21 protein-coding genes are annotated in these 20,420 nt (G+C 49.4%); 6 read left to right on the plus strand and 15 right to left on the minus strand.

Features of this window, described 5'->3' with window-relative positions:
- Positions 1–35: 35 nt before the first annotated feature.
- The 15 genes from DESAL_RS04990 to DESAL_RS05060 all read right to left on the minus strand — a co-directional run bounded on the left by DESAL_RS04990 (position 36) and on the right by DESAL_RS05060 (position 14,863).
- Positions 36–956 (minus strand): metal ABC transporter substrate-binding protein, encoded by a 921-nt coding sequence (locus DESAL_RS04990; RefSeq protein ID WP_015850875.1) that lies wholly within the window; start codon positions 954–956, stop codon positions 36–38.
- A 15-nt stretch (positions 957–971) separates the two neighbouring features.
- A complete protein-coding gene (locus DESAL_RS04995) occupies positions 972–1,877 on the minus strand; it encodes a metal ABC transporter permease (protein WP_015850876.1) in 906 nt (301 codons plus the stop codon).
- A complete protein-coding gene (locus DESAL_RS05000) occupies positions 1,877–2,605 on the minus strand; it encodes a metal ABC transporter ATP-binding protein (protein ID WP_015850877.1) in 729 nt (242 codons plus the stop codon). Before DESAL_RS05000 ends, DESAL_RS04995 begins: the two co-directional genes overlap by 1 nt.
- On the minus strand, positions 2,606–3,520 hold the full coding sequence (locus tag DESAL_RS05005) for a metal ABC transporter solute-binding protein, Zn/Mn family (RefSeq protein WP_015850878.1): 915 nt from the start codon (positions 3,518–3,520) through the stop codon (positions 2,606–2,608).
- A 3-nt stretch (positions 3,521–3,523) separates the two neighbouring features.
- Positions 3,524–4,156 carry a DUF6162 family protein gene (locus DESAL_RS05010; RefSeq protein WP_015850879.1) on the minus strand — a complete coding sequence of 211 codons (633 nt, stop codon included), beginning with the start codon at positions 4,154–4,156 and terminating at the stop codon, positions 3,524–3,526.
- A 157-nt stretch (positions 4,157–4,313) separates the two neighbouring features.
- Positions 4,314–6,566 carry a polyribonucleotide nucleotidyltransferase gene (gene pnp / locus DESAL_RS05015; protein ID WP_015850880.1) on the minus strand — a complete coding sequence of 751 codons (2,253 nt, stop codon included), beginning with the start codon at positions 6,564–6,566 and terminating at the stop codon, positions 4,314–4,316.
- Between the two features lie 244 nt (positions 6,567–6,810).
- Complete coding sequence (rpsO, locus tag DESAL_RS05020; protein WP_015850881.1) at positions 6,811–7,080, minus strand: 30S ribosomal protein S15; 270 nt, start codon at positions 7,078–7,080, stop codon at positions 6,811–6,813.
- A gap of 74 nt (positions 7,081–7,154) precedes the next feature.
- Positions 7,155–8,087, minus strand: a complete 933-nt coding sequence (gene truB, locus DESAL_RS05025; protein ID WP_015850882.1) for a tRNA pseudouridine(55) synthase TruB — start codon at positions 8,085–8,087, stop codon at positions 7,155–7,157.
- A gap of 12 nt (positions 8,088–8,099) precedes the next feature.
- A complete protein-coding gene (locus DESAL_RS05030) occupies positions 8,100–9,065 on the minus strand; it encodes a DHH family phosphoesterase (protein ID WP_015850883.1) in 966 nt (321 codons plus the stop codon).
- Positions 9,028–9,381 carry a 30S ribosome-binding factor RbfA gene (gene rbfA, locus DESAL_RS05035; RefSeq protein WP_015850884.1) on the minus strand — a complete coding sequence of 118 codons (354 nt, stop codon included), beginning with the start codon at positions 9,379–9,381 and terminating at the stop codon, positions 9,028–9,030. The genes DESAL_RS05030 and rbfA overlap by 38 nt, the downstream gene beginning before the upstream one ends.
- Positions 9,382–9,425: 44 nt before the next feature.
- Positions 9,426–9,713 carry a DUF503 domain-containing protein gene (locus DESAL_RS05040; protein WP_015850885.1) on the minus strand — a complete coding sequence of 96 codons (288 nt, stop codon included), beginning with the start codon at positions 9,711–9,713 and terminating at the stop codon, positions 9,426–9,428.
- Positions 9,714–9,769: 56 nt separating this feature from the next.
- On the minus strand, positions 9,770–12,658 hold the full coding sequence (infB, locus tag DESAL_RS05045) for a translation initiation factor IF-2 (RefSeq protein WP_015850886.1): 2,889 nt from the start codon (positions 12,656–12,658) through the stop codon (positions 9,770–9,772).
- A 6-nt stretch (positions 12,659–12,664) separates the two neighbouring features.
- Entirely contained in the window at positions 12,665–12,904 is a 240-nt protein-coding gene (locus DESAL_RS05050) for a YlxR family protein (RefSeq protein WP_041721674.1), read from the minus strand.
- 45 nt (positions 12,905–12,949) lie between these two features.
- Positions 12,950–14,320 (minus strand): transcription termination factor NusA, encoded by a 1,371-nt coding sequence (gene nusA / locus DESAL_RS05055; RefSeq protein ID WP_015850888.1) that lies wholly within the window; start codon positions 14,318–14,320, stop codon positions 12,950–12,952.
- A gap of 75 nt (positions 14,321–14,395) precedes the next feature.
- The gene (locus tag DESAL_RS05060; protein ID WP_015850889.1) at positions 14,396–14,863 is read right to left on the minus strand and encodes a ribosome maturation factor RimP; all 468 of its coding nucleotides are present in this window, start codon (positions 14,861–14,863) and stop codon (positions 14,396–14,398) included.
- A 432-nt stretch (positions 14,864–15,295) separates the two neighbouring features.
- On the opposite strand from DESAL_RS05060, the gene DESAL_RS05065 reads away from it, so the two are divergent.
- The 6 genes from DESAL_RS05065 (at position 15,296) to DESAL_RS05090 (ending at position 20,230) form a co-directional block, all read left to right on the plus strand.
- The gene (locus tag DESAL_RS05065) at positions 15,296–15,568 is read left to right on the plus strand and encodes a hypothetical protein (RefSeq protein ID WP_015850891.1); all 273 of its coding nucleotides are present in this window, start codon (positions 15,296–15,298) and stop codon (positions 15,566–15,568) included.
- Positions 15,569–15,711: 143 nt separating this feature from the next.
- Positions 15,712–16,479, plus strand: coding sequence for a flagellar basal-body rod protein FlgF (flgF, locus tag DESAL_RS05070; RefSeq protein ID WP_015850892.1), 768 nt, complete (start codon positions 15,712–15,714; stop codon positions 16,477–16,479).
- Between the two features lie 25 nt (positions 16,480–16,504).
- Positions 16,505–17,287, plus strand: a complete 783-nt coding sequence (flgG, locus tag DESAL_RS05075) for a flagellar basal-body rod protein FlgG (RefSeq protein ID WP_015850893.1) — start codon at positions 16,505–16,507, stop codon at positions 17,285–17,287.
- 27 nt (positions 17,288–17,314) lie between these two features.
- Positions 17,315–18,319, plus strand: a complete 1,005-nt coding sequence (gene flgA / locus DESAL_RS05080) for a flagellar basal body P-ring formation chaperone FlgA (protein ID WP_015850894.1) — start codon at positions 17,315–17,317, stop codon at positions 18,317–18,319.
- A 21-nt stretch (positions 18,320–18,340) separates the two neighbouring features.
- Positions 18,341–19,039: a flagellar basal body L-ring protein FlgH gene (locus DESAL_RS05085; protein WP_015850895.1), complete on the plus strand. Its 699-nt coding sequence runs from the start codon at positions 18,341–18,343 to the stop codon at positions 19,037–19,039.
- 57 nt (positions 19,040–19,096) lie between these two features.
- Positions 19,097–20,230, plus strand: coding sequence for a flagellar basal body P-ring protein FlgI (locus DESAL_RS05090; protein WP_015850896.1), 1,134 nt, complete (start codon positions 19,097–19,099; stop codon positions 20,228–20,230).
- Positions 20,231–20,420: the final 190 nt, after the last annotated feature.

Here is a 20,420-nt window from a genome sequence, read left to right on the forward strand (position 1 = left end):
AGCAAAAGGGGGATGTCATTAGGCATCCCCCTTTTTTATTTTAAACCTACGTAAATCTTATCGAGATTATCTGAGAAGAATCCCAACAGTCGTTGTTTTGCCGTCAAATGCTGTCCATCGGTAGTGAGAAGTGTGTCTAGAATCACTGGTTGTGCACCGTTGTTTACAATGGCTTCAAATATTCTGCCTTGCGGTGCATGGTTGCAGATAACCGCTTTGATTCCATGCTCGCGTATAGACTTTTCAAGAGCCGCAATATCCTCATCGTGCCAGTCAATCTGCTGTTTTAAAAAACGGTCCAGCACCTCAATTCCGAATTCAGAAAAAAGATAGTCAAAATCTTCGGTCAGGCTGATCACTTCTGTTGAATCAAGATCAATTAATTTTGCTTCGTACTTAGTACGCAGCTTGAATAAATCCTGTTTGAATAATTTGAGATTGCTGTCGATTTGTGATGCCTGATCCGGATACAGAGCCATGAGGTCTTTAGCGATAAAGTCCGCCATTTTGGTCAGGTTTGCCGGAGAACGCCAGATAAAGGGCGAAATCTTTCCGTTTTTCTTTTCCTTAATCAATTTGACCCCGGCCTGTGTTTTATCAACCGGAGCAGAACTGTCGATTTCTACAACACGGACATTTGCCCTTCTAGCGTAAGGGTACAGATCATCGTGGTTCCATATGGAACGTATGGTTACGCAGGCTGCAGCATTCACAGACTGTTCATTGAAGTTTTTATTGTGTTTCTTAAAGTATCGGGCATGAGCATTCATGGAATAGGTCGTGGGGATAGTCAGGATCGTTTGTATCCCGGTATCGTCGGTTAATGCCAGGGTAAGCAGGTTTGTTGCCTCAAGCGAGGTGAGTATCGCCATACCAGAAGTTTGATGATTGGCAGTTGGCTGTTTGGCACACCCCAAAAGGGTGAGGAGCAAAATTAAGATGAGCACTTTTTTCATGTTGAAATCCTATGTTTAAATAGCCGTTTCTTTAAACGAAGGCAGAGTTGCACGAGCTAAAGAGGTAATGGCAAAGAATACCGCAGCAACAATTATAATTGCGCCGCCGGAAGGTACGGGAATTTCATATTGCATGGGTATGACCACCCCTAGTAGGCAACTCAGGGTGGCAAAGAGCATGCTGTAGAAAAAAAATCCGCGCATGGATTTGCTGATGTTGCGTGCAGCAGCAGCCGGAATAATGAATAGAGCCTCCACCAGAACAGCACCAACGATCTTGAGCGCTGCCACGGTAATCACGGTAATGATGAGGATGAACATGTAATCCATCAGTTTGACGTTGATACCGCGCACATGGGCAAGACTGGGATTGAAACTTGCCAGCAGGATTTTATTGTACATGGGCAGGCAAACAGCTGCGCAAACTATGCAGATGACAGCCAGCACGTTGATATCAGTATTATTAACGGTCAGGATGGAACCGAAAAGGATGTTGTCCAGCACATGCATGTTGACCTTTCCGGTCACGTAGAGCAGCACACAGGCACCAACAGCAAGGGAGATGGAGAGGAATACCCCGATGACCGTATCCGAGGACATACGCGTATGGTTGCGGGTGTAGTTCATGAGCAGGCCGAAGAGGATGCAGAAGCCGAACAGTGAGACATAAGGCGCGGTGTATGGTTCACCAAGGACAATACCCAGCGCAACCCCGGTCAGCGCAGCCTGCCCGACTGCCTGTGAGAAGAAGGCCAGCCGTTTAGCAACCACCATAGTTCCGATTCCGCCGAGAATCGGTCCTGCCAGCAGAGAGCAGATCAGAGCATTGATGACAAAGGCATACTGGAAATAGTCCGGCAGGGTGCCGTTTCTGCCCATTTCCATCAATGGGGTTCTGATCAGGTCGTAAATGAAATCCATTATGCAGCCTGCCTTGCGGAACTGAATATGCTCATGATGCGTTCTGCACTGAGTTCTTCTGTGGGGCAACCGGAGAAAAGAATTTCCCGGTTGATGCAGGTTACGCAATCGCCGATTTCTTTTACTTCCATAAGGTCGTGGTGGATGATCAGGATCGTTACGCCCTTGGCTTTCAATTCCTGAAGCAGACTGCGCATTATGGCTGCCCCTGCCTTATCCAGTCCGGTGGTGGGTTCATCAAGAATGAGCAGGGAGGGCTCGGGAAGCAGGGCTTGGGCCAAAAGCACGCGCTGCCTTTCCCCACCTGAAAGCTGCCCGAAAATGCGTTTTGATTTTCCTGCCATGTTGACCAGTTCCAGCGCTGTTCTGATCGCCTTCCAATCCTTGGCTGCTGGGTTCATGAAAGCAGGCCTGTTCTGGCAGGTCATGGACATGAAGTTTTCTACTGTTATCGGGAGGGTGGTGTCGTAGTTCAGGGTTTGGGGTACGTAGCCTATGGTCCGGTTTTCATGCCACTCTATGCTGATGTTTCCTGAGTGCGGCATTTGACCCAGCAGGGAGCGGAGCAGGGAGGTCTTGCCTCCACCGTTGGGGCCGACAATGCAATGCAGGGCGCCGGAATGAATTTCAAAGTTCAAGTTTTTTAGAATCCGGGTATTGCCGAGAGTCAGGCTGACGTTTTCGAAGTTGATCGAAGGTCCGCACTTTGCTTTGAGCATTGTGTTCATCTATTTCCCGTCCTTGATTTTGAGGGCCTCGATAAGGGCATCAGTCAGGGCTTTCATGTTGGCTTCAATACCACGTTCGAAATCTTCAGGGGTGTATGATCCACCCGTTAGATGGGAGAGGTGGCGGATGCGGATACCAGTTTCCTCATGGATGGTATCTACGTATTTGTCCGGGAAATGCATTTCGGTGAAGATAACGTCAACGTTGAGGTCTTTGATTTTCCTGATAGTTTTGGCCAGCTGGTTAGCTGTCGGTTTAAGGCCGTGGTTGGGTTCTATTACCGCAGTAACCTGAAGGCCGAAGTCTTGCAGCAGATAGTCGTAACCGCCATGAATGGTGGCACAGCGGAATTCAACATCTGGCAGGTCGGCAATGCGTTGCATGTATTTTGCTTTGAGTTTGCGTAATTTGCGCACATACTTTCGGCCATTTTTCTTATAGAAATCGGCATTGTCTGGATCAATCTCTGCCAGAGCTTTGGTAATAGTGTAAATCTGCTGGATAGAGGTGGTCACGGAGATGAAAGTGTGCGGGTTGACAATTCGCAGATCGTCCATGTTTCCAGCTACCGGAATGAGAGATACTTCTTTGTTGGCGTAAATGACCGGGATTTTGCCCTTCATCTGGGCGGCTTCCAGAATTTCCATAGCGAATTCATCATGACCGATGCCATTGACCACCAGCACGTCAAGATCCATCACCCGTTTGATATCTTCCGGTTGCGGGCGGTAATTGTGGGGGTTGAATCCGTCTCCGATCAATGACTGAACAATAGCGCGATCCTGAACTATGTTGGATACAAAGCTGTAATAGGGGTGCAGAGTTGTACCGATTATCAGTTTCTTGGCCTGTGCGTGAGTTGTTATTGAAATTACCAGTAGTGCTGTCAGTAGTATAATTTTGATATGAGACATGATTTATCCTTTTATCTTTTTGATTTCATCTTCGCCGCTGTAGGCAATTACTTCTTTCCAGCCCGCAGAAATAAAACCCTGATCAGTGGTGATTTCTGGGGCTGTCTTGTCTGCTGAAGGGTGGAACCATATTTCATATGGTGCATGGCTGGGTTCTGTGCGCTCGTTAGTAAGTTGCTGGTTATGGTCATGCAGAAATAGAAGTATAAAGGAACCAGTCTTTTGGCCTTTTTCCGGATGACCGGTGTACAAGGCAATATCTATGGTGCCTGAAGGACGAAGGGAACGCGTCCAGCTGAAGCGCCCGTTCTTTTTCCACGAAGCGTCTTTAGTGAAGGGTGGCATCAGTTCATCTTCTAGCTGCGCTATAGTCAGCCATTCAGCCTCCTCATCGTGGATTTCATTGATTTCAACCGCAGCAGTGTAAAGCCCGTTGAAAATTGCGAGTTCATTTTCGTTGAGATCGGAAAATGCCCTTATCTGAAAGTCAGCCAATGCTGCAATCTGAGCCTGTTTCTGGTTGATAAAGATGAGCGCTGCGCAGGTTATACTTACAACTAGTGCGGCAAGCAGAACATACATAGTTTCCTTGCCCTTACCTGAAGGTGAAACCAATTTTCGGGATGGTTCATTCATATGATTTCCTGTGTTCTGATACTGGAGATGAAAATCATTATCGTTGTATTGTGTGCACGTCAAGTGAAGGTTCAGATATATAAAGGGATAATAACAGAAACAAAAAAAGCCGCCGGGCGTTAACCCGACGGCTTGAATATACATATTGCTACAGAGATTATCTGCGGCGTCTGTCGTCACGACGTCCGCCACCGCGTCTGTCATCACGTCTGTCGTCACGGCGACCGCCGTCACGCCCGCCACGGTTACCACCGGGACGACCACCACCCATCTTGAATTTCTCAAGATCAACTTCCTGTCCGGCCTGCTCCATGAGCCATGCCTTACGGGAAAGACGGATACGTCCGTTAGGCTGTACTTCAACAACCTTAACGGTGATTTCCTGTCCGAGCTGAACAACATCGGTAACTTCAGCGATGCGTTCAACATCGATCTGGGAGATGTGCAGCAGACCTTCAAGACCAGGAAGGATTTCAACAATCGCACCGATTTCGAGGATCTTTTTAACAGTACCCACGTAGTTCTTGCCCAGTTCTGCGGTCTGGTCGTAGTACTGAACCATTTCCACAGTTTTCTTGAGGGATTCAAGAGTGGGAGCGAAGATGGAAACTTTACCGGAATCTTCAATGTCGATGTCGGCTGAGGTTTCAGCAGTGATCGCTTTGATGTTTTTACCGCCGGGTCCGATGAGATCACGGATTTTCTCGGGGTTGATCTGCAGTACTTCCATCTGGGGAGCGTTAACAGAAAGTTCAGCTCTGGGCTCAGGCATGGTTTCCTTCATGTCATCAAGAATGATCTGACGGGCGTCTTTAGCCTGAGCAAGTGCTCTGCGCAGAACATCAGCGGGGATACCGCTGATCTTGATATCCATCTGGATTGCGGTAATGCCTTCTTCGGTACCGGCAACCTTGAAGTCCATATCGCCGAGAGCATCTTCATCACCGAGGATATCGGTAAGTACGAAGTACTCATCGCCTTCCTGGCAGAGACCCATGGCGATACCAGCAACAGGAGCGCTGATAGGTACACCAGCGTCCATAAGGGACAGGGTGGTACCGCATACGGTAGCCATGGAGGAAGAACCGTTGGAGTCCATAACCTCGGATACTACGCGCATGGTGAAGGGGAAATCTTCAGCCTTGGGCAGAACCGGACGCAGTGCGCGCTCAGCAAGTGTTCCGTGGCCGATTTCACGGCGGGAAGGAGCACGCAGGAATTTAGCTTCACCCACGCAGTACGGGGGGAAGTTGTAGTGCAGCATGAAACGCTTGGTGTCTTCACCGATCAGGGTTTCAAAGCGCTGCTCGTCACGGGTGGAACCCAGTGTGCAGACAGCGAGAGCGGAAGTCTCACCGCGGCGGAACAGGGCGGAACCGTGAGTCATGGGCAGGTTGCTCACTTCCATGGAAAGATTACGTACGGTGGTCAGGTCACGACCATCGATACGAACGCCCTGCTCAACAATGCGTTTGCGGACGATTTTCTTTTCGAGGTCAGCCATAGCATCGCCGACAGCTTTAGCTCTTTCGGGCTCTTCGGGGAATTTTTCCTCGATCATAGCCTTGGCGCTAGCTTTAACTTCAGACTTTGCAGCCTTACGATCCAGTTTGCCGGGAATGGTCAGAGCTTTGTCCAGATCAGCAGAGAAGTTCTCGGTTACGAGTGTGATAACTTCTTCGTCTTTTTCGGGCTCGGAAACTTCCAGCTTAGGGCGGCCTACTTTTTCGCGCAGAGCGTCCTGCAGGTCAAACATGGGAGCCATCTGCTCGTGACCCCATTCCAGTGCTTCAGCAATGGTGTTCTCAGACAGGAATTGGGAGCTACCTTCGACCATGATTACTGCGTCGCGGGTTGCGGCGAATACGAGGTTGAGGTCGGACTGCTCAGCAACACCTTTGTAGGTGGGGTAGAGTACGAACTCGTTATCCACAAGACCTACACGAGCAGCAGCAACAGGACCATTGAAAGGAAGGTCGGAGATGTGCAGGGCTGCGGATGCACCAGTCATTGCCAGTACATCGGGGTTGGTGTCGGTGTCAGCGGAAAGAACGGTTGCGATAACCTGAACTTCATCACGGTAAGCTTTGGGGAACATGGGGCGGATGGGGCGGTCCATAAGACGGGAAACAAGAGTTTCACGGTCGGAAGGACGACCTACTTCGCGGCGGAAGTAACCGCCGGGAATGCGACCCGCAGCGTAGGTTCTTTCAAGATAGTTACAGGTCAGCGGGAAAAAGTCGCGCGGACCGTCTGCAGGCATACCGACAGCAGTAACGAGAACAACGGTGCCGCCGGACTTAATCAGTACGGTTCCGTTGGTCTGGTTAGCCATACGTCCGGTTTCCAGTGTGATGTCGAGATTACCGACATGACCGGTTACGGAGGTGGGGGTAAAAGGTACTAACATTTAGATTCCTCTCTAAATAAGTTGATCGGAACCCGATGCTGTCCGAATTTTCCAGCCGGCTAAGGGAGGATTTCATTTCGGGGATGAACCCCTTCCTCAGCCAACTAAAAATTGTTGCAGGAGAGCACGGATTCCACTGTTGGATTCAATCTAACTAACTTCTATATGATGTGAAGTCAGATGGAAATACAATTGTGTGAATATTTATAAAAAAAGGGGAGGGTAAACCCTCCCCCGAAACTGCTTATTTGCGCAGACCAAGTCTTGCAATAAGATCACGGTAACGCTGAACGTCTTTGGACTTCAGGTACTTCAGGATGTTTCTGCGCTGGCCAACCATTTTCAGCAGGCCGGTGCGGGAGTGAAAATCCTTTTTGTGGGTCTTGAAGTGGTCGGTCAGGTATTTGATTCTTGCAGTAAGAAGAGCAACCTGTACTTCAGGGGAACCGGTGTCACCAGGCTTGGTCTGGTATTCTTCAATAACTTTTGCTTTTGCTTCAGCAGTCATAACCATAGCGTTATCCTCCAGTTCATGTCTAAAAACATGAACGATTAGTTTGTGCCGGAAGTTGAAATTCCCGCGGGGAATCAGCCCCACAGGCCGCGAAGAATTACCCAGAGAAGCTTGCCGTCGATCTGCTTTGTCTCCATAAGAGCCAGAGCTGTACCGTCGGATTCAAGGAACATAGCCCTTTCACCTTCGATAATTTCCTGATCAGCAGCAATATCCCCGACAGGTATCCTTGTTCCGTTCTTGATGGACTTGGACATGTTTTCCGAAACGGTAAACTTGTGCCAATGGGGCAGGGCATCCGCAAGTGGGATGATCCGTGCCTCAAATCCTTCAGGATCGGCAAGAACCTCATCGAGGTTGTGCGCTTCGCTCAGCCTGAAAGGCCGGCTTTCTTCACGCCTAAGTGATTCCATTACCGCGCCGCATCCGAGCCGCGACCCCAAGCTATGGACCAGGGAGCGAATGTAGGTGCCAGCAGAGCACCCAACCCGGAAACGGGCCATTGGCAGACTCACTTCCAGCGGTTCTGCATCAAATATCTCAATGCTCTTGATTTTGACCGGGGTTTCTTCCCCTTTTCTGGCCAGTTCATAGAGCGGTTTGCCATTATGCTTTGCAGCCGAATAGGCAGGAACTTCCTGACTAGTCAAGTCATTCCAGTGTAAAATTTCATTTTCCACCATTTTTTCTGTAATTTCAGAAATGTCTCCGGTGGATGTTTCAGTGCCCTGAATATCGTAAGTATCTGTAGTTCTGCCGATACTTAAACTACCAGTGTACACTTTATCATGTCCCAGCAGATAAGGCCCGAGTTTTGTGGCCTGACCGAGCATTACCAGCAGCACGCCCTCGGCTAGAGGATCAAGGGTGCCGGCATGGCCGATCTTGTATTGCTTCAGTTCACGTTTGATGGAATTGAGACAATCTGTAGAAGTTGGACCGCTGGGTTTATTGAGAACCAGAACACCATGTTTCTGGAACGGGCTTTTTTTAGGTTTTCTTCCCATATTCTAAAAACTTTAACTCATTACTTTATCACCGATAGCAGCGATAAGTCTTTCGCGCACGGTGTCAGGGGTGTTTTCAATAAGTCCGCCGCTGGCATTTTTGTGTCCGCCGCCTCCGAAGAGTGAAGCGACCACCTGAACATTATCACGGGATTGGGAACGCAGGCTGAATTTGTAGCGCATGGGACTGTCCTCGCGGATAAGCACTGCTACGCGTACGCCTTGAATGCGCAGGATGAAGCTTACCAATCCTTCGCAATCAGGGCCAGCTGCTCCTGCGTCATCGAGCATTTCCTGCGGGATGAAGAGAAGGGCGGTTTGTCCCTCATGATACATTTCAATTTTGCCCAACGCAGTGGCCCAGAGGTTTATGCGTTTCATAGTCCACTGGTTGCGGATTTTGGGTACGAACTCACCAAGGTCAAGACCGTAGCGAATAATGTCCGCTATGATTTCAAGGGTCTCTGGCTTGGTGTTGTTGTAGGTGAAAAATCCGGTGTCAGTGGCAATGGACAGGTAGATGGATTCACCTAGTTTGCCGGAAAGAGAAATTTTCAATTCTCTGGCAATAAGGGTGATCATTTCACCTACTGCCGGACGGTTGGTGTCCACCCAGTTAACCGCAGCAAAACCGGAATTACCCATGTGATGGTCGATGTTAATGGATTTTTCCGGATCAAGGGCGTTCATGAGTGTTTCGCCCATGCGCGGTGCATCGCCGCAATCGAGGACGATATACCAGCCGTCAAATCCCTTGGGGATTTCAGTAAGAATGGGGGAAGGAGTCTCGAACCAATCCATTGCTTCGGGCTTGCCGCTCTGATTATAAAGGCGGAAACGTTTGCCGAGCTTTTCAAGGATATAGCCCATAGCGGCAGTGGAGCCGAGGGCATCTCCGTCAGGATTGAAATGAGCTGCTACGAGAAAGTCGTCCTCTTCTTTAAGAATCCGACATATCTCTTTCAGTCGAGCTTCCATAAACCATCTCCTCAAGGAAGTTGTCGTGCACGAACCTGAGTTCGGGAATCTGGCGGACACGGATACGTTTGCTCAGTTTGCTGCGCATATAGCCCTTGGCTTTGTCCAGAGCTTTGACCGCAGCAGCAATTTTTTCCTTGTCCCCGGCCATGGTGAACATCACCTCGGCTATTTTATTATCTTTGTTCATACGTACTCCGCTGATGGAAACCATTTCCAGACGCGGGTCGCCGATCTCTTCGATGAGCATTGTGGCAATTTCGCGCATGATCTGGTCGCCCATTTTAACGGAGCGGCGTGATGTAGAAGTTTTCATATTGTTTACCTGTATTTCTAAAAAAATATTCCTGATCTAGCAGATCAGGAACTGAAAATTTCTGTTTCGCAATGAATCAATTCAGCCGGGGCCATGGCTTCGATCATTGCCAGAGCTTTGGACAAAGTTGATTCAACTTTGCGAGTTTCGTTGGCTACGGTCACTGCTGCGAGTATCAGCCTTTCATGTGAGTCCATTGCTTCAACTTCAGATACCGAGAGGTTGAATTTGTTTCGAAGCTTCTGCTTCAGGCTGAGGGATACCTTTCGTTTTCCCTTGAGTGATCTGTTTCCGTGCAGTCTGAATTCCAGTGACAGTACGCCGATAATCATATCTTCAAATTTTAAAAACAGGGACGGACCTAAGTCCGCCCCTGATTATTTCATTCTTATTCGAGAGTTCTTGCTACTTCGACAACCTGGAAGGCTTCAATTACATCGCCATCTTTAATGTCGTTGTATTTTTCAAGACCGACACCACACTCGTAGCCCTTGGCCACTTCCTTGGCGTCATCTTTGAAGCGCTTCAGGGAGGTCAGCGCACCGGTGTAGATAACTACGCCGTCACGCAGCAGACGAACCTGAGCATGTCTGGTCAGCTTGCCATCGACCACGTAACAACCGGCGATAACACCGACTTTGGGTACGGAGAAGGTCTGTTTGACTTCTGCCTGACCGAGGTACTCTTCCTTGATGTCCGGAGAGAGCATGCCGCCCATAGCGTCTTTGATTTCACCTACCAGCTTGTAGATGATGTCGTAGAAGCGGATTTCCACTTCTTCGCGCTCTGCGATTTCCTTGATCTTCACAGTCGGTCTTACGTTGAAGCCGATAATGATTGCCTGTGAAGCGGAAGCCAGCAGGATGTCGGATTCAGTGATCGCACCGGCACCGCCGTGGATAACTTCAACCTTGATCTCATCAGTAGCCAGTTTGGCAAGAGCTTCGTTAATAGCTTCAAGTGAACCCTGTACGTCTGCCTTAAGGACAACGTTGAGGGTCTGTGCATCCTGATCCGGCTTGGAGGCGAGGAAGGATTCAAGGGTAACCTTGGACTTACCTGCCAGCTCACGTTCGCGGTGCTTGAGTTTACGTTCCTGCGCAATGCGGCGGGCGACTTTGTCGTCAGCTACGCAGATAAACTCATCACCGGCTTCGGGGATGCCGTCAAAACCCTGAATCTCGACCGGGAAGGCCGGACCAGCAGTTTCAATTTTGCGACCGCGGTCATCAAACATTGCACGTACACGACCGTGATAGAGACCACATACAAAGGGATCACCCTGATTGATGGTACCTTCCTGAATGAGGACGGTTCCAACAGGACCACGACCCTTGTCGAGTTTTGCTTCAACGATGTTACCGCGAGCGCCCTTATCCGGGTTGGCTTTGAGTTCAAGAACTTCAGCCTGCAGCTGTACCATCTCAAGCAGGTTGTCGAGACCGGTTCTCTGTTTCGCTGAAACAGGAACGAACATGGTATCGCCGCCCCAGTCTTCAGGGACGAGGTCGAATTCTGCAAGTTCACGCTGTACGCGTTCGGGGTTTGCACCTTCTTTATCCATCTTGTTGACTGCAACAACGATGGGTACGCCTGCTGCCTTGGAGTGAGAGATAGCTTCACGGGTCTGATCCATGACGCCGTCATCAGCAGCTACAACAAGGATAACAATATCGGTAACCTGTGCTCCACGCATACGCATGGTGGTAAACGCTTCGTGACCGGGAGTATCGAGGAAAACGATCTCACCGCGGTCGGTGGAAACGTGGTACGCACCGATGTGCTGTGTGATACCGCCTGCTTCGCCGTCGGTAACCGCACTGTGGCGGATAGCATCCAGCAAGGATGTTTTACCGTGGTCAACGTGACCCATAATGGTAACGATGGGCGGACGGGGCTTGAGGTTCTCTTCCTTATCTGCCTCAGTTTTGGGCAGGAGCAGTTCCTCTTCGGAGTAGGATACGTTTTCAATTTCGTATTCAAACTCGGAAGCAAGCAGAGTCGCAGTATCAAGGTCAAGGGACTGGTTGATGGTCGCCATCACACCGAGACCGAAGAGGGCCTTGATGAGTTCCTGTGCCTTGAGTCCCATCTGATGGGCCATGTCGGAAAGACGGATAGCCTCGTTGAACTTGATTTTACGTTTTGCAGCCTTGAGAGGTTTCTGAACAACAGGAGTCTGTTCAACGCGGTTCTTGCCTTTCTTGCCTCTCTTCTTGCCGCGAAACTTGCTTTCGAGTTCTCTTTCCTGATCGTTCTTGCGATGATCTTTACCGAACTCAACTACGCGTCTATCTTTTTTGAATTTCTTCTTCTTGCTCTGATCATTGCCGGGAGCCGGAGCGCCTGGAACAGGTCTGCCTGCACCGCCACCGCCGCCGGGACGAGGACCTGCAGGTCTACCGCCACCGGGACCACCGGGACCGCCGGGACGACCACCACCGGGTCTTCCGCCGCCGGGACGACCTCCGCCGGGACGACCACCGGGTCTGTCTCCTTCGGTAGGACGACGCCTTGCTCCACCCGGACCTTCTGCTGCACGCTGTGCTGCCTGAAGGTTGGGATCAGGTCTGGAAATAATTTTTACTTTAGGCGCTTCAACTTCTTTTTTCTTCTTGCGCTTTTTCTTCTTAGGCTCGGCTTCTTTAGCTTTTTCGCTTTTTTCTTCTACTTTTTCAGCAGCTTTTTCTTTCGCTTCAGCAGCAGGCTTTTCTTCAGCCTTGCTTTCTTCTGCTTTAGCGGGTTTTTCAGCCGGAGCTTCAGCAACGGGTTCTTTTTCTTCAACAACCTTGGCGGCGGGGGGAGTTTCCACTTCGGGTGTTTTAGGTTCTTCTACTGCGGGGGCTTCTTCTTTTTTCTCAATGTCTTCAGGCTTGATAACTTTTACCATGGGCTTTTCGCTTTTAGCGGGAGCCTTTTTGGCAGGCTTTTTCTTTTCAGGAGCCTTTTCTTTTGCAGCTTCCTGTTTTTTCTCAGCAGGAGCTTCTTTCTTTTCTTCTTTTGCAGGAGCCTCTTTTGCAGTCTCCGCTTCTTCGGCTTTTGCTTTGCCGCGTCCGCCTTTACGACGGCGTACGATTACACCGGGCTGTACCTCGCGCTGTTCAACTTTGCCGGATTTACCGGAGAGTTCCTGACGGATGGTCTCAGCCTGTTCCGCATCAATGGTGGCTACAGTGCTTTTGGCCTGTACACCGATTTCGCGGAGTTTTTGAAGGATGTCTTTGGTATTGACCCCGAGCTCGGTGGCCAATTCCTTTACTTTGATTTTTGAAGCCATATGGTTCTACCCCCTGAAGTTCTTCTTCCGTGGCCGAAAAAATTTAAATCTTTCAAGGCATTTGTCATTGCCGCAGACGTAATAGCCACGGCCCTGCATTACCTTTTTCTCATCCGGAATAAGCTCGATGTCGGAAGCCCCCTTGCCCACAACGAACCTGAACAGTTCTTCTTTGGCAAAACGCTGCCTGCAAATGACACATGACCTTGTCGGTTCATGTTTTTCTGTGCTGTTCTTTCCGGTCAAATACAACTGCCTTTATTGAGTCTCCGGGGTTGCCCCCGGAGTTGATTATTCTTTGGATTCCTGTTCTTCGGATTCTTCGCCGTCGGTTTCTTCAACCGCTTCTTCTGTCTGTGAAGTTTCTTCAACCTGAGCTTCTGCTTCTACAGGAGCTTCGGTTTCAGTCTCTTCCACAGCATCTTCAGCGTCACCGATGCCAAGCAGCATGATTGCAGACTTCATGTCCGAGACCTTGGAAGGAGTCATGCCGGAAATGGACATGAGAATTTCCTCGGAAGCATTGGCAACCTGGCTGACGGTTTCAAATCCTGCGGAGAGGAAATTATCAACCGGAATTTCAGCAACACTTGCAAGCTGATCAAGGCCTTTGCTTGCGGCGTTCATTTCGCCGTAGCGGCTTTCAGTGAAGACATCAATCTTCCAACCCAGAAGTCTGGAAGCAAGCTTTACGTTCTGTCCCTTGCGGCCGATGGCAACGGTAAGCTGATCATCGGGAACGACAACTTCAAGAGTTTTCTCTTCTTCATCCACTGCAATTCTGGTGATTACAGCAGGGGAGAGAGCGTTCTGGGCATACATGGCGATGTCCTGACTCCAAACAACGATATCAATGCGTTCGCCGCGCAGTTCCTGAACAATGTTCTGGATGCGGGAGCCGCGGATACCGACGCATGCGCCTACAGGATCAACATCGCGGTCAAGAGAGTTAACTGCAACTTTGGCACGCAGTCCCGGATCACGGGCAACACCCATGATTTTGACGGTTGCATCGTCTACTTCGGGAACTTCTCTTTTGAAAAGTGCGGTCATGTAGTCAGGATGGGAGCGGGAAACAGTAATCTGGGGGCCGCGGGATTCTTTCTGTACATCAATGATGAAAGCTTGAACCCGGTCACCGCGCTTGTATCTTTCGCGGGGGATCTGTTCGCCCTTGGGCAGTACTGCTTCAGTGCGGCCGAGGTTGATGATCCAGCCGGTACGGTCGCGGCGCTGAATGATACCGCTGACAATTTCATGCATGCGGTTTTTGAATTCATCGTAGATGATTTCCTGTTCCGCATCACGCATGCGCTGGATGATAACCTGCTTCGCGGATTGTGCGGCGATCCTGCCCAGATCTTCGACTTTGAGTTTGAAACCCATTTCATCGTCAATCTGTACATTGGGATCGTGTTCTTTTGCTTCTTCGAGTGTGATCTCGCTGATTTCGTCTTCAACTTCTTCAGCAACTACCTTGAACTGGTAGACTTCGATTTCGCCAGCATCTTCATTGAAGTTAACTTCGATATCCATGGCGTCGCCATATTTGCGGGCCACTGAAGAACGTACCGCTTCTTCAAGGGTATCGATGAGCAGGTCTCTGTCGATCCCACGGTCCTTGCTGATCTGGTCAATCGCTTTTTTGAGTTCAGAACCCATATCGCTCCTCCGCTTCGGCACAATTTTCATGACACATGATCTGTGCCGACTAGCCGAATGACTGCCTTATTAATTTTATTTAAACTCGTGAATGAGTTTTGCTTTCTTTATTCTATCCCATTCGATTTTGATGGGATCTTCCTGATCTTCGAGCTTGAGCAGGAGCCCTTCCTCGTCGGTTTCCTGAAGGAGGCCTTTGAATTTCTTGCGGCCTTCGAGGGAGAAGACGAGGGCGATGTCGATTTTTTTGCCTACATAGGCGGACATCTGCTCCGGTTTGAAAAATTTTCTTTCCAGTCCGGGTGAGGAAACTTCAAGGACGTACGCACTGTCGATTACTTCTTCAACTTCGAGCATGAGACCTACGTCCCTGCTTACTTCTGCGCACTGATCAATGCTTACGCCATTTTCACTGTCGATATAAATGATGACAGCCGGACGGTTAGCGGAAGTTACTTCCACGCCCCAAAGGGTCAGCCCCATTGATTCAATGGTGGGCTCCACGAACTGGCTTACTTTTTTGGCTAATGAGCCTTGTTCCACGACTTACCCCGTGTATCTGGTTTTCAGGCGGACAAAATAAAAAAAAGTGGACCTGAAGAAGGCCCACCTCAGCATCTTAACCCAACGAAAGGTTGAAAAAATTGAGGCTGATGCGAATGTATGAGGTTTGCCTGAAACTTCAAAAGTCTAGATGTATGCCCGTTGGGAACACTGAGATACACCCGCACCGAGTTCAGCAACTTAGGCGTTACCCGAATCAATGTCAAGTCCTGAATGAGTGTTTGAAAGTGGGAAGCGGGAAGAGTTACTGGGACTTGCCCGGTTGCAGGTCTGTTGATGAGTATCATTATATTATAGTACTCGCAACCCGTTACCCTTTGACTTTAGCTTACCATGCAGGTAGATTTGACTTACCGTATAAAGGATATATTATTTTATTATAGGAACAGAATATTAACACAGGATAAAAAAATGCCGGTACTTACTGATAATATCGTTGCAGGGCCCGCAGGGCACGTGCAGGCAGCCCCGGCTGCTACTTTTAGTGCCGGTCCGGCAGGTTCTACCGTTCCCGGACCCGCAGGGCATGTGATCATAACCCCGGCTACGCAAGGTGTGCGCAGTCTTGATGCTACCATAGCTTTTGAGGCTGAAGATGCTACCATTGGTTACCAGAGTCCTGAAGTCACACAGGGAGTTGTTCCTGAAGTGACGGTTGGAGTGGTGGTTCATCTTTCTACCTGATAGTTAATCCGACTGATTGAATCTGTCCCGGTCAAGTGTATGCTTGGCCGGGATTTTTTTGTCTCCATGTCTTTTGGCCTGCACTTTGCAATAACTGGTGCAGCAACTAATGCGGAGTAAATCCTCTTTCAGGAGAAAAAGACATGCGATCCAGTATTTTCAGTGCCCTATTCGGGGCCATGTCCAACGAACACAGGATTGATATCAGCGCCAATAATTTGGCGAACGTCAATACTACCGGTTTTAAACGTGACAACTGCGCTTTTCAGGACACGTTTATCAGGTTTGCCCATGACTATGTGGCTGATGCCAAGCCATACCTCAGGGATAAAGACCAGCTTCCGGAAGCAAAAATTATGGCCCGTCCAAGACTTTCCGAAGAAGTGATCGACATGTCTCAGGGATCTTTCCAAAAAACCGGCAATCCCCTTGATCTAGCTATTCGCGGGGACGGTTTCTTCAAGGTTCAAAAGAACGGCGAAACTTTTCTTACCCGAAACGGTGTTTTTACCCTTTCATCTGAAGGAACCCTTGTCACTGAGCAGGGATATCCGGTCATGGCTAACGGCGGGGAGGTCAATCTACCACCGCGTTCCAGAGTAGCTGTCGATGGCGAAGGCGTGATCTTCGCGGACGGGCAGGAAGTCGGCAGGCTCGATTTTGTTCAGCCTGCGGATTATCGCGCCCTCAAAAAGGAAGGTGAAAACCTTTTTTCAAACGAAGGTGGAGAAGTTCCCGCAGAAGGTGAAGTTGCTCAAGGATACATTGAAAAATCAAATGTAGAAGTCGTGAATGAAATGGTTGCGATGATTGAATGTCAGCGCAGCTTTGAAATGTATCAGAAAATGATCACTACCACTGACCAGCTTGACCAGAAGGTCATTCAGCAGGTTGGCCGGGCAATGATGTAATAAATTAAAACAGGGGGATAAAATTATGATGCGTTCACTCTGGACAGCGGCCACAGGTATGGTTGCCCAGCAGACTCACATCGATGTTCTTTCCAACAACCTTGCCAACGTGAACACTCAGGGGTTCAAAAAAAGCAGGGTGGAATTTGAAGACCTCATGTACCAGACCATGCGAATCGCAGGTTCTGAGACCGAAGGCGGTAACAGACTGCCCACAGGTATGCAGATCGGTATGGGTGTAAAAGAGGTCAGCATCCACAAATTCTTTAGTCAGGGGTCTTTTGAAAGTACCGGTAACCCTCTCGATATCGCCATCGAAGGTAATGGTTTCTTTCTTGTAGATCGCAATGGCGAAGACGCTTACACACGTTCCGGTGCTTTTAAGCTCGACAGTGATGGACGTCTGGTCACCTCTAACGGTTATCCGCTTCAGCCTGAATTTACTGTGCCTGCCGAGGCTGTGAATGTGGTTGTTTCTGAAGACGGTCACATCGCCGCACTTGATAAGAACGGTACTGAACTTTCCAGTGCCGACATCACAATTTACGACTTTATCAACGAAGCCGGCTTGAATGCTGTAGGTAAAAACCTTTACGTGGAAACTGAAGCTTCCGGTGCAGCCATTCAGGGTACTCCGGGTGAAGATAACTTCGGTACTCTTGCTCAGGGGTATCTTGAAGGTTCCAACGTGGAGCTGGTTGATGAAATGGTAGGACTTATTGTCGGTCAGAGGGCTTACGAGACTAACTCCAAAGCCATCACTACTTCCGACTCCATGCTTCAGACCGCAATTAACGTTAAACGATAGTAACTAACTGACAGGACGGGTTTTATTATGACTAAGGCAGGTTTTATCAACATGTTTCGCAAGGGTGCATTGATGCTTCTGATTGCTGTGCTGTTGGCTTCTTTTGCGGCCGACCCGGCAACAGCCTCAAAGGAAAACACCGACTGGCGGATCAAGATCAAGTCTGCCGCTGTGGTTAATGGTCCACGGGTTACTCTCGGTGATATTGCCGATTTTTATGGTGATCTTCCTGCGCAGACCAAAGCTGACCTTTCCGCAGTGGAGCTTTGGAATGCCCCGGCCCGTAGTCGTAAGCCTGTCAGGGTGAACCGAAATAAGTTGCGGGTTATTTTGCAGCATTATCTTGGTGAGCTGGTACGTAATTGCATCATCCCGTCTACTCTGACCATGCAATCGGGCGGCAAAGTGATGTCGCAGGAGCAATTGCAGAGGGCAGTTGTCAAAGTCTTGACCCCACAGGCAGAAGCCATGAACGGCGATTACAAGTTCAGGGATTTCAAGTTACCCCCCTATCTGTTTTTTAAAGATTCCATGGATAGTTTGAGGGTCCATATCCCCCGGGCCCTTGAACCGGGAAGCAATAGTTTCAGAATGGAAGTGGTCAGCGTGGACGGAAAAGTTATACGCAGATTGGCCGGCTCCCTGTTTGTAGATCTTTGGAAACCTGTTCCCTGCCCCGTTCGCCCCATTAACCGCAAGGAATTGGTTACACCTGATCTGATCACCTGGAAGAGCAAGAATATGGCGCACTTGGGTAATCAGGTATGGGATGGTAAAGGCGGGCCGTGGCGGGTTAAGGTTCCAGTGGGAACCGGACAGCCGATCATGCGTTCGTCCATTGAACCGGCTCCGGTTATTGCCAGAGGTGACAAGGTTACCCTGATGTTCAGAGGTAAGAATTTGAAGCTCACCGTCCCTGTGGAGGCTCTTGAGGATGCCGGGGTTGGTCAGAATATCACGGTACGTAATTTGCAAAGTAAGCGTAAGGTTGTAGCGACCGTCGTCAACGCCCAAACCGTTCAGGTTAAGTAATTAAGCGGAGGAATGAATAAAATGAAAAAAACAACACTGGCAACTATGCTTCTTTTAGCCATTTGTGCCGGGTGCTCACCTGTTAAGCAGGCTCCGACACCCATGCCGGTTATGACTCCGCCCGCTCAATACGAACCCGAACCTATGAATAACCCCGGTTCATTGTTTGCTGCCTCTGATTCTGAATATCTTTTTGACGATAACAGAGCCAGACGAATCGGTGATATCGTGGTTGTCACAGTTTCTGAAACAAGTAAGGGTAAGCATACTTCAGATTCAAAGGCAGAGAAGAAAAATGATACCAGCCTTGCCGTTACAAATTTCAGTGCCGGTCTTGCTACAGCAGTCGATCCCTTTAATATGAAAGGTGGTGCCGGTGATACTCCGCTGATCGGTTCTGCTACCTCAAATAAATTTTCAAGCACCGGTGAGACCAAGAACGAGTCAACTCTCACCGCTTCTGTTGCATGCAGGGTAGTCCGGATTCTTCCGGGCAATGTCATGCAGGTGGAAGGTGCGCGTCAGGTACGTATCAATGATGAAACTCAGGTTCTGGTCGTGCGCGGGCTGCTTCGCCACCGCGACATAGGACCCAGTAATACCGTGGCATCCAACTATCTGGCCGATGCCCATATCGAAGTCTATGGCCGGGGCATTCTTGCTGACAAGCAGAGACCCGGATGGCTTTCCAGAATTCTTGATAATGTATGGCCCTTCTAATCTCAGGGCATAGTTAATAAGGTTTTATAAGAGTTACAGTGATCAATGGAGGGAAGGATGAAATTCACTAACAGGATGAACAGAATGACAGCAGGGCTTGCGGCAGCCGTATTGCTCCTGTTCATCGTACTCATGAGTGCCCAGTCTGCTGAAGCGGTCAGGTTGAAGGATATTTCATCCTTCAGCGGCGTTCGTGACAACGATCTGGTCGGTTACGGTCTGGTTGTAGGTCTCTCGGGAACGGGTGACGGAACCAACTCCGCATTCACAATCACCTCCATGATCAACATGCTGGAAAAAATGGGTGTTCAGGTTGACCGTGCTTCGATCAAGCCTAAGAACGTTGCCGCAGTTATGGTTACCGCCAAGATGCCTGTTTCCGCTAAGCCCGGTGCACCGCTGGATGTTACTGTTTCGTCTATCGGGGACAGTAAATCTCTCTTTGGCGGCGTGCTTTTGATGACTCCGCTTAAAGGTATCGATGGTAAGGTTTATGCCCTTGCTCAGGGTGCTTTGACTGTCGGCGGTTTTTCAGCAAGCGGTGAAGCTGCCACAGCGTCCAAGAACGTTGTTACCGTGGCCCGCATTCCTTCCGGGGCCACAATTGAACGTTCCGTGCCTTTTGACTTCAATCGTCAGCAGAAGATTACCATTAACCTCGGTGTTTCCGATTTTGGCACCACCATGCAGGTAGTGAAGAGGATTAATGGTGTGGTCGGCGGTTCTTATGCCAGCGCTGTTGATGCTTCTACTGTAGATCTTGCTATTCCCGAACATTTCCGGGGCAATATGGTTCCGCTCATGGCAGCGCTTGAAAACCTTGAAATTGCGCCCGATACCAAGGCCAAGGTCGTGGTTGACGAAAAGACCGGAACAGTTGTTCTTGGACGTAATGTCCGCCTGACCAAGGTCGCCATCGCTCACGGTAACCTGCAGGTTGTTATTGCTGAAGGTGCAGACGTAAGTCAGCCCGGTCCTTTTGCTCCTGAGGGTGCTGAGACTGTGACAACGCCTGAGACTGAGCTTGCGGTTGAGGAAGACAACAACAGGCTGATGCTTGTTGAGGGTGCGACTCTGCAAGAACTGGTTGACGGTTTGAATGCCATCGGCGCAACCCCGCGTGACCTTATCTCCATCCTGAGAACGATGAAGGTTGCCGGAGCCCTGCATGCAGAGCTTGAGGTTATCTAAACTGTAATAATTCAGTTGATCGAAATAGATTCTTGAAAAGCCCGGCAGGTTACTGCCGGGCTTTTTTATTAACCGGCGTGGGGATTGGCTTTTTAATGGTAAAACGTTTGTACTGGTTGGGCCAGAGGTTACATATCTTAGTAATAATAAAAAGTGTGCTATCAAGAATTCCTTTTTTATAAAACGTTTG

Origin of the sequence: Maridesulfovibrio salexigens DSM 2638, assembly GCF_000023445.1 — a bacterium.
Taxonomy (GTDB): domain Bacteria; phylum Desulfobacterota; class Desulfovibrionia; order Desulfovibrionales; family Desulfovibrionaceae; genus Maridesulfovibrio; species Maridesulfovibrio salexigens.

Bases quoted from the DNA above. Each gene is read 5' to 3' on its own strand.
- DESAL_RS04995 (WP_015850876.1), bottom strand. From the start codon at position 1,877: ATGGATTTCATTTACGACCTGATCAGAACCCCATTGATGGAAATGGGC.
- rbfA (WP_015850884.1), bottom strand. From the start codon at position 9,381: ATGAAAACTTCTACATCACGCCGCTCCGTTAAAATGGGCGACCAGATC.
- pnp (WP_015850880.1), bottom strand. From the start codon at position 6,566: ATGTTAGTACCTTTTACCCCCACCTCCGTAACCGGTCATGTCGGTAAT.
- DESAL_RS05005 (WP_015850878.1), bottom strand. From the start codon at position 3,520: ATGTCTCATATCAAAATTATACTACTGACAGCACTACTGGTAATTTCA.
- flgG (WP_015850893.1), top strand. From the start codon at position 16,505: ATGATGCGTTCACTCTGGACAGCGGCCACAGGTATGGTTGCCCAGCAG.
- truB (WP_015850882.1), bottom strand. From the start codon at position 8,087: ATGGGAAGAAAACCTAAAAAAAGCCCGTTCCAGAAACATGGTGTTCTG.
- rpsO (WP_015850881.1), bottom strand. From the start codon at position 7,080: ATGGTTATGACTGCTGAAGCAAAAGCAAAAGTTATTGAAGAATACCAG.
- DESAL_RS05030 (WP_015850883.1), bottom strand. From the start codon at position 9,065: ATGGAAGCTCGACTGAAAGAGATATGTCGGATTCTTAAAGAAGAGGAC.
- DESAL_RS05090 (WP_015850896.1), top strand. From the start codon at position 19,097: ATGAAATTCACTAACAGGATGAACAGAATGACAGCAGGGCTTGCGGCA.
- DESAL_RS04990 (WP_015850875.1), bottom strand. From the start codon at position 956: ATGAAAAAAGTGCTCATCTTAATTTTGCTCCTCACCCTTTTGGGGTGT.
- infB (WP_015850886.1), bottom strand. From the start codon at position 12,658: ATGGCTTCAAAAATCAAAGTAAAGGAATTGGCCACCGAGCTCGGGGTC.
- DESAL_RS05000 (WP_015850877.1), bottom strand. From the start codon at position 2,605: ATGAACACAATGCTCAAAGCAAAGTGCGGACCTTCGATCAACTTCGAA.
- DESAL_RS05040 (WP_015850885.1), bottom strand. From the start codon at position 9,713: ATGATTATCGGCGTACTGTCACTGGAATTCAGACTGCACGGAAACAGA.
- flgA (WP_015850894.1), top strand. From the start codon at position 17,315: ATGACTAAGGCAGGTTTTATCAACATGTTTCGCAAGGGTGCATTGATG.
- DESAL_RS05085 (WP_015850895.1), top strand. From the start codon at position 18,341: ATGAAAAAAACAACACTGGCAACTATGCTTCTTTTAGCCATTTGTGCC.
- DESAL_RS05065 (WP_015850891.1), top strand. From the start codon at position 15,296: ATGCCGGTACTTACTGATAATATCGTTGCAGGGCCCGCAGGGCACGTG.
- flgF (WP_015850892.1), top strand. From the start codon at position 15,712: ATGCGATCCAGTATTTTCAGTGCCCTATTCGGGGCCATGTCCAACGAA.
- nusA (WP_015850888.1), bottom strand. From the start codon at position 14,320: ATGGGTTCTGAACTCAAAAAAGCGATTGACCAGATCAGCAAGGACCGT.
- DESAL_RS05010 (WP_015850879.1), bottom strand. From the start codon at position 4,156: ATGAATGAACCATCCCGAAAATTGGTTTCACCTTCAGGTAAGGGCAAG.